The 13,352-nt window shown below is 72.7% G+C and carries 15 protein-coding genes and 2 tRNA genes; 4 read left to right on the top strand and 13 right to left on the bottom strand.

Features of this window, described 5'->3' with window-relative positions:
• Positions 1–75 precede the first annotated feature (75 nt).
• Complete coding sequence (locus tag BLQ67_RS10375; protein ID WP_092504825.1) at positions 76–414, bottom strand: DUF7882 family protein; 339 nt, start codon at positions 412–414, stop codon at positions 76–78.
• A 229-nt stretch (positions 415–643) separates the two neighbouring features.
• Between BLQ67_RS10375 and BLQ67_RS10370 the strand changes: the two genes are divergently transcribed.
• Positions 644–934, top strand: a complete 291-nt coding sequence (locus tag BLQ67_RS10370) for a DUF7882 family protein (RefSeq protein WP_092504823.1) — start codon at positions 644–646, stop codon at positions 932–934.
• Between the two features lie 4 nt (positions 935–938).
• On the opposite strand, the gene BLQ67_RS10365 is transcribed toward BLQ67_RS10370, so the two are convergent.
• The 6 genes from BLQ67_RS10365 to serS form a co-directional block, all read right to left on the bottom strand.
• Positions 939–1,298 (bottom strand): hypothetical protein, encoded by a 360-nt coding sequence (locus BLQ67_RS10365; RefSeq protein ID WP_092504821.1) that lies wholly within the window; start codon positions 1,296–1,298, stop codon positions 939–941.
• Between the two features lie 138 nt (positions 1,299–1,436).
• Positions 1,437–1,526 (bottom strand) — tRNA-Ser (locus BLQ67_RS10360).
• Positions 1,527–1,602: 76 nt separating this feature from the next.
• The gene (locus BLQ67_RS10355) at positions 1,603–2,877 is read right to left on the bottom strand and encodes an LCP family protein (protein WP_157674793.1); all 1,275 of its coding nucleotides are present in this window, start codon (positions 2,875–2,877) and stop codon (positions 1,603–1,605) included.
• A 37-nt stretch (positions 2,878–2,914) separates the two neighbouring features.
• A tRNA-Ser gene (locus BLQ67_RS10350) sits at positions 2,915–2,999 on the bottom strand.
• A gap of 128 nt (positions 3,000–3,127) precedes the next feature.
• Positions 3,128–3,943 (bottom strand): HAD-IIB family hydrolase, encoded by an 816-nt coding sequence (locus BLQ67_RS10345; RefSeq protein ID WP_092504817.1) that lies wholly within the window; start codon positions 3,941–3,943, stop codon positions 3,128–3,130.
• On the bottom strand, positions 3,940–5,202 hold the full coding sequence (gene serS, locus BLQ67_RS10340; protein WP_092504815.1) for a serine--tRNA ligase: 1,263 nt from the start codon (positions 5,200–5,202) through the stop codon (positions 3,940–3,942). The genes BLQ67_RS10345 and serS overlap by 4 nt, the downstream gene beginning before the upstream one ends.
• Before the next feature lie 22 nt (positions 5,203–5,224).
• On the opposite strand from serS, the gene BLQ67_RS10335 reads away from it, so the two are divergent.
• Together BLQ67_RS10335 and BLQ67_RS10330 are read left to right on the top strand one after the other, a co-directional pair.
• Positions 5,225–6,202 carry a diacylglycerol/lipid kinase family protein gene (locus tag BLQ67_RS10335; RefSeq protein ID WP_092504813.1) on the top strand — a complete coding sequence of 326 codons (978 nt, stop codon included), beginning with the start codon at positions 5,225–5,227 and terminating at the stop codon, positions 6,200–6,202.
• Between the two features lie 5 nt (positions 6,203–6,207).
• A complete protein-coding gene (locus BLQ67_RS10330) occupies positions 6,208–7,233 on the top strand; it encodes an alcohol dehydrogenase catalytic domain-containing protein (protein WP_092504811.1) in 1,026 nt (341 codons plus the stop codon).
• Here BLQ67_RS10330 and BLQ67_RS10325 read toward each other — a convergent pair.
• The 6 genes from BLQ67_RS10325 to BLQ67_RS16890 all read right to left on the bottom strand — a co-directional run bounded on the left by BLQ67_RS10325 (position 7,205) and on the right by BLQ67_RS16890 (position 11,630).
• On the bottom strand, positions 7,205–7,828 hold the full coding sequence (locus BLQ67_RS10325) for a hypothetical protein (protein ID WP_092504809.1): 624 nt from the start codon (positions 7,826–7,828) through the stop codon (positions 7,205–7,207). The genes BLQ67_RS10330 and BLQ67_RS10325 overlap by 29 nt on opposite strands.
• A complete protein-coding gene (locus tag BLQ67_RS10320) occupies positions 7,825–8,646 on the bottom strand; it encodes an endonuclease/exonuclease/phosphatase family protein (protein WP_092504807.1) in 822 nt (273 codons plus the stop codon). Before BLQ67_RS10320 ends, BLQ67_RS10325 begins: the two co-directional genes overlap by 4 nt.
• Entirely contained in the window at positions 8,643–9,464 is an 822-nt protein-coding gene (locus tag BLQ67_RS10315) for a glycosyltransferase family 2 protein (protein ID WP_092504805.1), read from the bottom strand. The genes BLQ67_RS10320 and BLQ67_RS10315 overlap by 4 nt, the downstream gene beginning before the upstream one ends.
• A gap of 111 nt (positions 9,465–9,575) precedes the next feature.
• Entirely contained in the window at positions 9,576–10,481 is a 906-nt protein-coding gene (locus tag BLQ67_RS10310; protein WP_092506892.1) for an NADP-dependent oxidoreductase, read from the bottom strand.
• Between the two features lie 14 nt (positions 10,482–10,495).
• Entirely contained in the window at positions 10,496–11,416 is a 921-nt protein-coding gene (gene pheA / locus BLQ67_RS10305) for a prephenate dehydratase (protein WP_231945027.1), read from the bottom strand.
• A gap of 28 nt (positions 11,417–11,444) precedes the next feature.
• The gene (locus BLQ67_RS16890; RefSeq protein WP_231945026.1) at positions 11,445–11,630 is read right to left on the bottom strand and encodes a hypothetical protein; all 186 of its coding nucleotides are present in this window, start codon (positions 11,628–11,630) and stop codon (positions 11,445–11,447) included.
• A gap of 72 nt (positions 11,631–11,702) precedes the next feature.
• Here BLQ67_RS16890 and pgm point away from each other — a divergent pair, with 72 nt between their 5' ends.
• Positions 11,703–13,334 carry a phosphoglucomutase (alpha-D-glucose-1,6-bisphosphate-dependent) gene (pgm, locus tag BLQ67_RS10300; RefSeq protein ID WP_092504801.1) on the top strand — a complete coding sequence of 544 codons (1,632 nt, stop codon included), beginning with the start codon at positions 11,703–11,705 and terminating at the stop codon, positions 13,332–13,334.
• Positions 13,335–13,352: the final 18 nt, after the last annotated feature.

Below are 13,352 nucleotides of genomic sequence, written 5' to 3'. Positions count from 1 at the left end.
TGCTCGTGAGAGGCCCCGCGTCTGCGACATGCACGTGCCCTGCCTCTCAGGAGCACTTCGCACGGAGCGCGCCGCTCAGACCGACGGCGGCGCCTGCCTGCCAGCGGCGATCTGCTCGGCCTCCTGCTCGGTCACGAGCACGAGGCCGCGCGACGAGTTCGCCATCTCCATGAGCGCCTCGAGCCACATGCCGTTGAGCTGCGGCACCCGCGAGCCCGAGAAGCGGAACTCGAGCGGGATCGACGGCGACATCCACAGCGACACCCGGCCGGAGCCGGCGTGCGCGTCGACCGTCCACGACAGCAGGAACGACTCCTGCCTGCGCAGCTTCGCCGACACCACCGCCTTCGCGTGCGCGAGCATGCGGTCGTCGATCTCGTACTGCGTCGACCCGGCGTAGGTGAGGTGGCCCATGGGGTCAGTCTACGAATCGAACGGTGCTCTACGGTACTTCGGCGGCGCGTCACCTCGATCGCGAGAACCTGCGAAAACTAGTTCGGCACGCTACCTTTCCTTCTCGCGATGACGCGTGCGTCGGTCGAAGGATCTTCACCGCACTCGCGCACATCGCGATCGACGTGCAACCCGGTTGCCCAGACCCGTCCGTGGTGATGGGGTGGAACCTGGATCGAGGGGAGCCACGATGGGACGCCTGCACTACGGCGACGACGGCACGGTCGCGCGACTGGCCGACGAGGATCTCGAGCACCTGCAGGTCGTGGTGGTGAACAAGCTGCGCAGGTCGGAGCCGTTCCTGCTCACGGTCGAGTCGTCGGATGCGCTCGAGCCGACCGTGGCCTTCTGGATCCACGAGCACTCGGATCTGCGGTTCGCCTTCGATCAGCGCGAGCCGATCAAGCCCGACCGCGAGCGGCTCGAGCACATGATCCAGGAGGCGTCGTCGACCGCGGGGCTGCACCTGCACGCGGCGTGACCGCTCACTCCTTGTAGACGCCGACGAGCACCATCGCCGGCTCGGTGCCGTCCTCGCGATCGCGCACGAGCTCCCAGCCACGGTCGCCGAGCCGCGCCCAGCGGTGCTGCGCGTGCCACCACGCGGAGGCGTCGAGGCCGTCCTCTGGCGCCTCGTCGTCGTCAGCGTGCCGCTCGTCCATGAGGTCGCGCCAGGCGTCGGCCGCCTTGCGCGGGTCGTGCGTGCCGATGACGCACACGCCGAGGCCCGACCATGCGGCGACGAGACCTCCACGGCGCGGATGCGAGCCAGCGGCATCGAGCCGAGGCTCGGATCCTGCTGCGCCCGCACCGTGCCCTCTGCTGTGGAATGCCGTCTCGCCCATGCCAGCAGGGTCCTCCGCGACCCTATGGAGTGTCCAGGGTTGCTCTCCGACATCTGTCGGCGATCGAGCACCCAACCTTCTGATCCGTAGCCGGGAGAGACGCGAAGACCCCCGGATCGAGGATCCGGGGGTCAGACGCGGAGACGGAGGGATTTGAACCCTCGGTCCCCTATAAGGGGACTCCACCTTAGCAGGGTGGTGCACTAGGCCGAACTATGCGACGTCTCCATGGCCCGAAGGCCGACCACGACTCTAGCAAACCGTGGCATGGGCTCCGCACCGCCGCGAGGCGGCACCGAGCAGGTCAGAACTGGTACGGCACGACGCAGGTCTGCTGCGACGCATCCGTGCCCTGCACGCCCTCGATCGGCGTCTCCGTCGCGGGAGGCGTCGTGGCCGGGTCGGACGTCGCCGGATTGGTCGCGGTCGGATCCGTCGCCGGGTCCGTCGTGGCCGGGTCGGTCGCCGTCGGGTCGGTCGTCGCAGGGTCGGTCGCGTTCGGGTCGGCCGTCGACTCGGCGCCCTGGCCCGTCGCGTTCGGGTCGAGCGTCACCGGCTGATCGGCGGCGATGAGCGCCATGACCTCGTCGGCGACCGCGGTCGGCACGACGCGGCCCGTGCCGTTCGACGCCGACGGGTACTGGATGAACTGCATCGTGTCGAGCGGGATGTTCGCGAGCACCCGCGCCATCGACACCATCGTGCCGACGTCGTTGAGCGACGTCGACATCGTCATCGACGACGTCGCGACCTGCGCGATCGCGTAGAGCCTGCCGAGGTCGGTGAGCACGGCATCCGACTGCAGCTTGCGGATGAGCGACGACAGGAACACCTGCTGCGACGAGATGCGCGACAGGTCGGAGCCGTCGCCGACGCCGTGGCGCATGCGCAGGAACGCGAGCGCCTGCTCGCCGGCGATGTCGTGCGTGCCCTCCGACGCGTAGAAGCCCGTGTACGGGTCGGCGATGTCGCCGGCGAAGCACACCGGCACGCCGCCGACGGCGCTCGACATGTTCACGACGCCGTCGAAGCCGATGAGCGCCGCGTACGGGATGTCGAGGCCCGAGATCGACTCGACGACCGTCGCGACGCAGCCCAGGCCACCGCGGCCGAGCGCCGTGTTGAGCTGCTGGTTGCGGGCGGCGGGGATGTCGGCGCCGCCCTCGGGGTCGGCGCACGCCGGGAAGTCGATGAGGAGGTCGCGCGGGAACGACACGACGGTCGCACGCTGGTGGTCCTCCGAGACGTGCAGCACCATCGTCACGTCGTTGAGCGCGTTGCCCGAGTAGCCGTCGTCGACCGAGCCCTGGCCGTCACGCGAGTCGGAGCCGACGAGCAGGATGTTGAACGCACCCTGCTGCTCGGCGAACGCCGGAGGCGGGTCGCCGGCGAGGTCGACGGTCTCGACGTCGCCCTGCAGCTGCAGGAACGAGATGCCGAGCACGCCCACGGTCGCGACGAGCACGACGGTGAGGCCGAGGGCCACGAACCCGACGATGCGGCGCACCGGGTGGCGTCGACGCAGGCGCCCGTGGCGCGGTCGAACCTCAGGTGCGTCGACGATCTTCGGCGGTGCCATCGGTCTCCTTCCGGTGCGGCAGCGTGGTGCGGATGCGCGGAGGGCGTGGGATTCGAACCCACGAGGCATCGCTGCCCACCGGTTTTCAAGACCGGCTCCATCGGCCGCTCGGACAGCCCTCCCAGCCCGCGGCGCGGACGGCTCATCGTACCGGGCGCACCTCGCAGCCGCCCGAGCCCCCGGCTATGAGCCTGCCAAGGATGCGGCGCGCCTGCATCCGACGCCCCGCGGCGCGAGCGCGCCGACCGCGTCAGACCGTGACGGAGCCGAAGGCGGCGAGCGGCTCGAGCACGTCGGCGAGGCCGTCGTCCTCGACCGATGCGGTGCGCTCGTTCGCGGCCGCGGCGACCTCGGCAGGCGCCTGCCCCATCGCGACGGCGCGACCGCCGCCTGCGGCAGCCCACTCGAGCATGTCGATGTCGTTGCGCCCGTCGCCGACGACGAGCACGCGCTCGCGCGGGATGCCCGTCGCATCCACGACCCGCTGCAGGCCCGTGGCCTTGTTGACGCCGTCGGGCGCGATGTCGAGCCACGACGAGAAGCCGATGGCGTACGAGACCTTGTGCAGGCCCATGCCCTCGACGATCTCGAGGAAGTCCTCGACGGCGTGGTCGGGGCTCATGACGACGACGCGCATCGCGGGCTCGACGGTGAGGCCGTCGAACTCGACCTCCTCGGCGTGCTCGAGGTTCCAGTCGTCCATGCCGCGCGTGTAGCGGCGGAAGCCCGTCGCATCCTCGACGAGGAAGCGCGCCTCGGGCAGACCCTGCACGATGCGCTGCAGCGCCGGCGCGGCGTCGAACACCTCGACGTGCTCCTGCACGTAGCCGTCGCCCTGGGCCTGCAGCACGAGCGCGCCGTTCGCGACGACCATCCACTCGGGGTGGATGCCGATGCGCTCGGCGAGGCCGACGGTCGTCGACTGCGAGCGGCCGGTCGCGAGCACCACGAGGTGCCCGGCATCGACGACGGCGCGCACCGAGTCGGCGACGCGCGCCGACAGCGAGTCGTCCTCGCGCACGGTCGTGCCGTCGATGTCGAGCGCGACGAGCCAGCGGTCCGTCACGCGACGGGCTCCAGCACCTCGAGGCCGCCGAGGTACGGCCGCAGCCGCTCGGGCACGCGCACCGAGCCGTCGGGCTGCTGGTGCGTCTCGAGGATGGCGACGAGCCAGCGCGTCGTCGCCGCGGTGCCGTTGAGCGTCGCGACCGGGGCCGTCTTGCCCGTCTCGGTGCGGTAGCGCGTGTTCAGGCGGCGCGCCTGGAACGTCGTGCAGTTCGACGTCGACGTGAGCTCGCGGTACGTGCCCTGCGACGGCACCCACGCCTCGATGTCGAACTTGCGCGACGCCGACGAGCCGAGGTCGCCCGCGGCGACGTCGATGACGCGGTAGTCGAGCTCGCACGCCTGCAGCATGCGCTCCTGCAGCGCGCGCAGGCGCTCGTGCTCGGCCTCCGCCTGGTCGGGCTGCACGTACGAGAACATCTCGAGCTTGTTGAACTGGTGCACGCGCAGGATGCCGCGCGTGTCGCGGCCTGCGGAGCCCGCCTCGCGGCGGTAGCAGGTCGACCATCCGGCGTAGCGCAGCGGCTGCTCGACGTCGACGATCTCGTCGGCGTGGAAGCCGGCGAGCGCCACCTCCGACGTGCCCGTGAGGAAGAGGTCGTCGGCGGGCAGGTGGTACACCTCGGCGGCGTGCTCGCCGAGGAATCCGGTGCCCTGCATGACCTCGGGGCGCACGAGCGTCGGCGTCACGAGCGGCGTGAACCCGTCGGCGAGCACCTCGTCGAGGCCCATGAGCATGATCGCGAGCTCGAGGCGCATGCCGATGCCCGAGAGGAAGTAGAAGCGGCTGCCCGACACCTTCACGCCGCGCTGCAGGTCGAGCGCCTTCAGGCCCTCGGCGAGCTCGACGTGGTCGCGCGCGGCGAAGTCGAACGTGCGCTCGGTGCCGTGCGTCGACAGCAGCGCGAAGTCCTCCTCGCCGCCGGCGGGCACGGAGGGGTGCACGAGGTTGCCGATGCGGCCCATGACGGCGTCGAGCGCCGACTCGGCGTCGCCGACGGCGGCCTGCGCGGCCTTCACCTGCTCGGAGGCCTCCTTCGCCTGCGCGATGAGCGCGGGGCGCTCCTCCTTCGAGGCCTTGCCGACGAGGGAGGCGTGCGCGTTCTGGGCAGCGCGCAGGCGCTCGAACTCGCCGATCGCCGCGCGGCGCGACGCGTCGGCGGCGATGGCCTCGTCGACGACGTCGACGGAGTCGCCACGCACCTGCTGGCTGTGCCTCACCGACTCGGGATGCTCACGCAAGAGGGAGGGGTCGATCACTCGTCCAGTCTAGGGTGAGCACATGCGTGCAGCCGTGGTCTACAACCCCGTGAAGGCCGACCTGCGAGCGCTGGAGAAGGCCGTCGAGGGTGCCCAGCCCGAGGACTGGGACGAGGCGCTCTGGTTCGAGACCGACGCCGACGACGACGGCCGCAAGGCCGTCGAGGCGGCGATCGCCGAGGGCGTCGACGTCGCGCTCGTCGCCGGCGGCGACGGCACGGTGCGCATGGCGGCCGAGCTGCTCGCCGGCACCGACATCGCGCTCGCGGTGCTGCCCTCGGGCACCGGCAACCTGCTCGCACGCAACCTCGGCATCGACCTCACCTTCCTGCGCGCATCCGTGCGCACCGCGTTCGACGGCAAGGACCGCCGCATCGACGTGGGCTGGGCGGAGTTCGAGCGCGAGGACGGCGGCAAGGCGAAGCACGCGTTCGTCGTCATCGCCGGCTTCGGCCTCGACGCCGCCATGGTGCAGAACACGGATGCCGACCTGAAGAAGAAGGTCGGCTGGCTCGCGTACGTCGACGCGATCGTCAAGTCGGTGCAGCGCATCCAGCGCGTGCGCATGCGCTACCGCGTCGACGGCGGCCAGCAGCGCACCGTGGGCCTCAACACGCTCATGGTCGGCAACTGCGGCGCCCTCACCGGCAACGTCGTGCTGCTGCCCGACGCGAAGATCGACGACGGTCGCCTCGACGTCGCCATCCTGCGGCCCAAGGATGCGTACGGCTGGCTGCAGGTCGTGAAGTACGTGACCGTGAACTCGGCGCTGCTCACGCGCGTGCTGCGCCGCAAGAGGCTCATCGGGCCGCAGAAGGCGGTGCCGACGCTCGGCTACGGCCAGTGCACCGAGTTCAAGGCGCGCCTCGACGAGCCGATGCCGGTGCAGATCGACGGCGACCCGTACGGCGAGGCCATCGCGATGCGGTTCTCGATCCAGCCGGGTGCGCTGATCGTGAAGGCGCCGCAGCGCGTGTCGCTCGCGCGGCCCGTCTCCTAGCGGCCATGCGCGCGCTCGTCTACGACCGGTTCGGCGGCCCCGTCGGCGTGCAGGACCTGCCCGATCCCGTCGCGCCCGACGGCGGCGTGGTCGTGCGCGTCGCCGCCTCGGGCCTGTGCCGCAGCGATCGACACGCGTGGGCGGGTCACGACGACTCGGTGACGCTGCCGCACGTGCCCGGGCACGAGCTCGCAGGCACGATCGCCGAGGTCGGCGCGGGCGTCGTCGGCTGGCGCGTCGGCGATCGCGTCACCGTGCCGTTCGTGCACGGCTGCGGGAGGTGCAGCTGGTGCCTGGCTGGCCAGGCGCAGGTCTGCCCCGACCAGACGCAGCCGGGCTTCACGCATCCCGGATCCCACGCCGAGCTCGTCGCGGTGCGCGCTGCCGACGCCAACCTCGTGGCGTTGCCCGACGACATCGACGAGGCGTCGGCAGCGAGCCTGGGCTGCCGCTTCGCCACCGCGTTCCGCGCGCTGACGTCGCGAGCACGCGTGCAGTCGGGCGAGTGGGTCGCGGTGTGGGGCGCTGGCGGCGTGGGCCTGAGCGCCGTCATGATCGCGACGGCCCTCGGGGCGCGCGTCGTGGCGATCGACCGCTCGTCGGATGCCCTCGACCTCGCGCGCGAGCTGGGCGCCGAGGCGACGGTCGTCGCAGGCGACGACGCGGTGGCCGACGTCGTCGTGCGCACGGGCGGCGCGCACGTGTCGCTCGACGCCGTCGGCAGCGCCGAGACGGCGGTGTCGAGCGTGCTGTCGCTGCGCCGCCTCGGTCGGCACGTGCAGGTGGGGCTCCTCGCCGGCGTTCCTCCGGCGCTGCCGCTCGGTCGCGTCATCGGCTGGGAGCTCGAGGTGCTGGGCAGCCACGGCATGTCCGCGCACGACTACCCGCGGCTGCTCGAGCTCGTGGCGAGCGGCGCGCTGCGGCCGCAGCGGCTCGTGCAGCGCACCGTGGGCCTCGCCGAGGCGGCGACGCTCGTCGGCGCCGACGCGCCCGCGGCGGGCATCACGGTGCTCGACCCGCGTCTGCCCTGACGCGTTCGAGCCGCACGAGCCCCGCGACGACGCCGCCCAGCAGGGCGCCGACGCCGCCGGCGACGACGTCGCCGATCGTGTCGTCGTACGCGACGAAGATCTGCGAGTCGACGAGCGTGTGGCCCAGCCACTCCACGATCTCCCACAGCGCCGAGAGCGCGAGCCCGACCGTGGTCGCGAGCACGACCGGCATCCACGTCGACGACGACCGAGGCGGCGCGATGGCGCCGGCCCGCGCCAGCACGACGAGGGCGACGATCGACACGACGCCCGTGCAGACGACGTGCACCGCGACGTCCCACCACGCGATGCTCGTGTAGAGGTCGAGCACGCCGCTCCACGCGGCGACGAGCACGACGAGGCCGAAGCCGGCGTCGAGCCCGCCGCGCAGGCCCAGCATGCGCGGCAGCAGCGACGCGGACGCGGCGAGCAGCAGCACCGCGGCGTCCGTCGCTCCCCCTCCGACGCCCGCGACGACGATGCTCACGACCCCTGCCACCCGCACGACGTCGGCGAGCACCTCCCACGCCGTCGCCGGCCGCCGCAGCAGGTCGGCGCGGAGCCGCTCGCAAGCCCTCCCGCGCGCCGTCGTCATCCGACGGCCCCGTCGAGGCGCACGCGGGCGTGCACGCCCAGGTGGTCGGAGGGCCAGCCGCCCCCGAACGCCCGATCGTCGATCGCGACCCGGCGCACGTCGACGCCCGGCCCCACGAGGATCCAGTCGAGCCTCCTGCCACCCTCGCGCGGCGCACGATACGCCGGTCGCGTCGCCCACTGCGGCGTCGTGCGCTCGGCGGCGACGTCCCACGCGTCGTGCAGCAGGCCATCGGCGAGCAGCGCGTCGAGCGTGCGCGAGCGCTCGCCCGCGTTGAGGTCGCCGAGCACGATGGCAGGCATGTCGCGCGCGGCGACGACGTCGCGGATCGCCGCGGCCGACCGCACCCGCGCACGCTGCGAGGTCAACGACAGATGCGTCGAGACCGCGAGCAGCGGTGCGCCGCTGACGCGGTCGCGCAGCTCGGCGGCGACGAGCACGCGCGGCAGCACGTTGCCCCACGATCGCGAGCCCGCACGATCCGGCTCGTCCGACAGCGCCTGCTGCCACCAGTCGAGCACCTCGACGCGCGACTCGTCGACGACGAGCAGGCACGCCTCGTCGTCGCCGCGCGCGTCGCGGCCACGACCGAGCACGCGATGCCCGGGGCCGAGGGCGTCGCGCACGAACGTCGCCTGGTCGGGCATCGCCTCCTGCACCGCGAGCACGTGCGGCTGCTCGGCGCGCAGGGCGGCGCGCAGTCGCGGCGCGCGCTCGCGCCACCGATCGGCGGGGCGCATCGCGGGCGTGCGCCTGCGGATGTTCCAGGTCGCGACGTGCAGCGCCCGCTCGTCGACGTCGCCGAGGATCGAGGTCATGCGCGCTCCCGCCCGCGGGCGACGCGTGCGGCGGCGCTAGTCGCCTCGAACGCCACGGTGGCCCTGCGCGCCCATCGATGGGGCGGGAAGTCGACAGGCCAGTGCACGGCGACCGTGCGCAGCCCGCGCACGAGACGCCGCCCGAGCCCGCGCCCCGTGCCGAAGGGACGCATCGACATGCCCATCCCGGTCGCCGTGCTCCAGCGGATGCCGTCGCGCTCGCCGAGATGGAAGGCGAGGTCGAGGTCGTCGTGCAGCTCGGGGTCGTCGCGGTGCACGTGCGGGCTGGCCGCGAGCCACGCATCCCGGCGCATCGCCATGTTGGAGCCGAAGAGCGGCGGATGCCCGAGCGCGAGGGATGCGAGCACCACGTAGGTGCCGAGGTAGAGGGCGGCGAGCGGTCTCCGCAGCGCTCGCGGACCATCGACGAAGGTCGCACGGCCCGACACGGCGGCCGCGCGCGGATCGGCGGCGAGCAGGTCGAGCATGCGCGCGACCCATGCGCCATCGGGTCGGCAGTCGGCGTCGAGTCGCAGGATCACGTCGCCGGTCGCGGCGTCGTAGCCGCGGGCAGCCGCGGCGGGGATGCCGGGAGCGTCGCAGGGGACGACGACCGCGCCTGCCGCTCGCGCGACGGCCGCGGAGTCGTCGGTCGACCCGTTGTCGACGACGACGACCTCGTGCACCGTCGTCGACTGCTGGGCGAGTCCGCGCAGGCAGGCCTCGAGATGGATCGCATCGTCCTTGACCGGCACGACGACGCTCACGCGCGGTCCCCCGGTCGACCTGCTGCCATCGTCGGCGTCGCGCACCGCCATCGCTCCCCCTCCCGTGCGACGTGGCGTGCCACGCCGTGAGAGCGACGCTACGCACGAGCCCGGAGGCGTGCGCGGGGTTGCTCGCGCTCCCGTCAGCCGACTATCGAAGGCTCAGCGCGCCAGCAGGTCGACCACGAGCTTGCCGTGCACGTGCCCGCCCATGAGCACGCGGTACGCGTCGTGCGCATCCTCGAGCCCGACGACGCCTGCGATCGGCACGTCGAGCGTGCCGTCGGCGGCGAGGGCCGCGAGCTCCGCGAGGGCCGCGCCGGTCTGGCCGAGGTCGGTCGGCACGCCCTCCACGCCCGCGTGGCCCTTCACGGCGATGCCGACCATGCGCTCCTGGGGCACGCCGAGCGCGATGCCGGCGTCGATGCCTGCTGTGCCGTGCGTCTCGAACACGGCGTCGACGCCGCCGAGCGCTCGGAGCCGGTCGAGCATGCCGTCGCCGTACGGGATGGCGTCGACGCCGTAGGCGACGAGCCGGTCGTGGTTGCGCGGGTTGGCGGTGCCGACGACGCGAGCGCCGCGCAGGCGCGCGAGCTGCACGGCGAGCACGCCGACGCCGCCCGCGGCGCCGTTGACGAGCACGGTGTCGCCCTCGCCGAGCGCGAGTCGATCGACGCCCGCCCACGCAGTGCGACCGGCGACGACGAGGCAGGAGGCGCGCAGGTCGTCGAGCCCGTCGGGCGTGCGCACGAGCGCTTCGGTCGCGACGTCGACCACCGTGCGGTCCTGCATGGCCTTCGCACGCGCCGAGCCGAACACGCGGTCGCCGATCGCGAGGTGGGTCACGCCCTCGCCGACGGCGTCCACGACGCCGGCGACGTCGTTGCCGACGCCCATCGGCGGCTCGAGCCCGCGGCTCGTCGCGGCGGCCGTGCCGGTGAAGATCTTCCAGTCGACGGGGTTGAGCGCCGCGGCGTGCACGCGCACGCGCACCTCGCCGGGGCCGGGCTCGGGATCGGGCTCCTGCACGATCTCGAGCACGGCGGGGCCGCCGAACGTGCGATGCATGAGCCGACGCACGACTACGCCTCCGGCTCGCCCGAGAGGAGGCTGCGCAGCCAGTCGCGCGCCTCGACGAACGACGCATCCCCGTACCGCTCGTGCACGTCGGTCGACTCCGCATCCGCTCGCGCGTACGAGCCGAGGAAGACGACCTTGGGGCTGAAGCGCTTGAGGCCCATGAGGGCGTCGGCGACGCGCTCGTCGGTGACGTGGCCGTCGAGGTCGAGCACGAAGCGGTAGCGGCCGAGGCGGTCGCCGATGGGGCGCGACTGGATGAGCGACAGGTTCACGCCGCGCGTCGCGAACTGCTCGAGCATCTCGAGCAGCACGCCGGGGGCGTCGCTCGGCAGCTCGGCGATCACCGACGTCTTGTCGGCGCCCGTGCGAGCAGGCAGGGGGCCGGGGCGGCCGACGAGCGCGAACCGCGTGACGGCGTTGGGGTTGTCGATGACGTCGCGCGCGAGCACCGCCACGTCGACGTGGTCGGTGATCGACGGCGTCGACAGCGCCACCTGGCCGGGCTGCAGGTCGAGCGCCGCCGTGACGTTCGACGACGCGGGGATGTGCTGGTGGCTCGGCAGGTGCTCGCCGAGCCACTGCAGGCACTGGCCGTAGGCGACGGGATGCGCCACGACGACGCGCGCCTCCTCGAGCGCCTGCCCCTGCGGCGCCACGAGCACGAACGACACCGGCACGAGGTGCTCCGACAGGATGCGCAGCCCCGGCGTGGTCGCGAGCGCGTCCTGCGCCGCCGTCACGACGCCCTCGAGCGAGTTCTCGACGGCGATCATCGCCGCATCCGACCGCCCCTCGGTCACGTCGCGCAGCGCCTCGGCGACGTTGGCGACGGGTGCGCGGTCGGCGACGTCGGCGCCGGGCACCTGCAGCAACGCACGCTCCGTGAAGGTGCCAGCCGGGCCGAGGTACGAGTAGCGCGTCACGATGCCAGCGTATGGGGGCTCGCGCGCATCAGCGCTCGAGCGCGCTCTGGATGCCGAGCAGCACGAGCACCGCGACGCCCACCGCGACGACGACGCACACGAGCATGACGGTCGCGAGACGGGCCGCGCGGCGTCCTGCCGCGTCTCGCGACCTCCCCGGCGACGACCCCATCGCCTGCAGGAGTCCTGCGACGAGATCGACGATGAGGTGCACGCGTCGCAGCGTAGGCGCGAACCCTCCATGCAAGCCGGTGCCGCGGTGCACGTGCAGTGCCAGGATGAGGGCATGAGCAGAGCAGGCACCGTCGCACAGCCCTCCGACCTCATCGACGTCGCCGCATTGGAGCGGGCGTACGTCGAGCTGGTGCCGGATGCCTCGAACCCCGACCAGCAGGTCGCGTTCGGCACGAGCGGCCACCGCGGCAGCGCGTTCGACACGGCGTTCAACGAGACGCACATCCTCGCGATCACGCAGGCGATCGTCGAGTACCGCGCGGCGCAGGGCATCACGGGCCCGCTCTACATCGGCCGCGACACGCACGCGCTGTCGCTGCCCGCCGAGCGCTCGGCGCTCGAGGTGCTCGTCGCGAACGGCGTGCGCGTCGTCGCAGACAGCCGCGGCTCCGTCACGCCGACGCCTGCGGTGTCGCGGGCGATCATCGCCTACAACGCGGCGGGCAACGCCGGCCAGGCAGACGGCATCGTCGTGACGCCGTCGCACAACCCGCCGCGCGACGGCGGCTTCAAGTACAACCCGCCGCACGGCGGCCCCGCCGACTCGGATGCGACGAGCTGGATCGCCGACCGCGCGAACGCGCTCATCGCCGCGGGCCTCGAGGGGGTGCAGCGCACGGAGGTCGTGGGCGGCAGCGACGAGCGCGTCGAGCTCGTGGACTTCCGCGCCGACTACGTCGAGGCGCTCGGCAGCGTCATCGACTTCGACGCCATCCGCGCCGCCGGCCTGCACATCGGCGCCGACCCGCTCGGTGGCGCCGCCGTCGAGTACTACGCGGCGATCGCCGAGCGGTACGACATCGACCTCACGGTCACGAACCCGTCGATCGACCCGACGTGGGCGTTCATGACGCTCGACTGGGACGAGAAGATCCGCATGGACTGCTCGAGCCCCAACGCCATGGCCTCGGTGCTCGCGCGCAAGGACGAGTTCGACATCCTCACGGGCAACGACGCCGATGCCGACCGCCACGGCATCGTGACGCCCGACGGCGGCCTCATGAACCCGAACCACTTCCTCGCGGTCGCGATCGAGTACCTCTACACGCACCGCGCGGGCTGGCGTGCGGATGCGGCGATCGGCAAGACGCTCGTGTCGTCGTCGATGATCGACCGCGTCGCCGAGTCGCTCGGCCGCCGCCTGTGGGAGGTGCCGGTCGGCTTCAAGTGGTTCGTGCCCGGCCTCGTCGACGGGTCGGTCGGGTTCGGCGGCGAGGAGAGCGCGGGTGCGTCGTTCCTCACGGCCGACGGCACGGTGTGGACGACCGACAAGGACGGCATCCTGCTGTGCCTGCTCGCCTCCGAGATTCGCGCCGTCACCGGCAAGAGCCCGTCGCAGCTGTACGGCGAGCTCACCGCCCGATTCGGCGCCCCGGTGTACGAGCGGGTGGATGCGCCCGCGTCGCGCGAGCAGAAGGCGCGCCTGGGCAAGCTGACCGGCGACGCCGTGACGGCGACGGAGCTCGCGGGCGACGCCATCGTGGCGAAGCTCGTCGAGGCGCCCGGCAACGGCGCCCGCATCGGCGGGCTCAAGGTCGTCACCGACCGTGCCTGGTTCGCCGCGCGTCCGTCGGGCACCGAGGACGTCTACAAGATCTACGCCGAGTCGTTCGTGGGCGTCGACCACCTGCGTCAGGTGCAGGCGGAGGCGAAGGCGATCGTCGACTCGGCGCTCGCCGGCTGACGCCCCAACCCGCTCCCT

The organism is Agrococcus jejuensis, assembly GCF_900099705.1.
GTDB lineage: Bacteria > Actinomycetota > Actinomycetes > Actinomycetales > Microbacteriaceae > Agrococcus > Agrococcus jejuensis.
Note: the sequence above shows the minus strand (reverse complement) of the source record. Positions and strands in the feature narration are given on the sequence as shown.

Excerpts from the sequence above, each read along its gene's own strand:
- BLQ67_RS10335 (WP_092504813.1), top strand. The coding sequence starts at position 5,225 with ATGCGTGCAGCCGTGGTCTACAACCCCGTGAAGGCCGACCTGCGAGCG.
- pgm (WP_092504801.1), top strand. The coding sequence starts at position 11,703 with ATGAGCAGAGCAGGCACCGTCGCACAGCCCTCCGACCTCATCGACGTC.
- BLQ67_RS10315 (WP_092504805.1), bottom strand. The coding sequence starts at position 9,464 with ATGGCGGTGCGCGACGCCGACGATGGCAGCAGGTCGACCGGGGGACCG.
- BLQ67_RS10355 (WP_157674793.1), bottom strand. The coding sequence starts at position 2,877 with ATGGCACCGCCGAAGATCGTCGACGCACCTGAGGTTCGACCGCGCCAC.
- BLQ67_RS10330 (WP_092504811.1), top strand. The coding sequence starts at position 6,208 with ATGCGCGCGCTCGTCTACGACCGGTTCGGCGGCCCCGTCGGCGTGCAG.
- BLQ67_RS10310 (WP_092506892.1), bottom strand. The coding sequence starts at position 10,481 with ATGCATCGCACGTTCGGCGGCCCCGCCGTGCTCGAGATCGTGCAGGAG.
- BLQ67_RS10370 (WP_092504823.1), top strand. The coding sequence starts at position 644 with ATGGGACGCCTGCACTACGGCGACGACGGCACGGTCGCGCGACTGGCC.
- BLQ67_RS10325 (WP_092504809.1), bottom strand. The coding sequence starts at position 7,828 with ATGACGACGGCGCGCGGGAGGGCTTGCGAGCGGCTCCGCGCCGACCTG.
- BLQ67_RS10320 (WP_092504807.1), bottom strand. The coding sequence starts at position 8,646 with ATGACCTCGATCCTCGGCGACGTCGACGAGCGGGCGCTGCACGTCGCG.
- BLQ67_RS10365 (WP_092504821.1), bottom strand. The coding sequence starts at position 1,298 with ATGGGCGAGACGGCATTCCACAGCAGAGGGCACGGTGCGGGCGCAGCA.
- BLQ67_RS10375 (WP_092504825.1), bottom strand. The coding sequence starts at position 414 with ATGGGCCACCTCACCTACGCCGGGTCGACGCAGTACGAGATCGACGAC.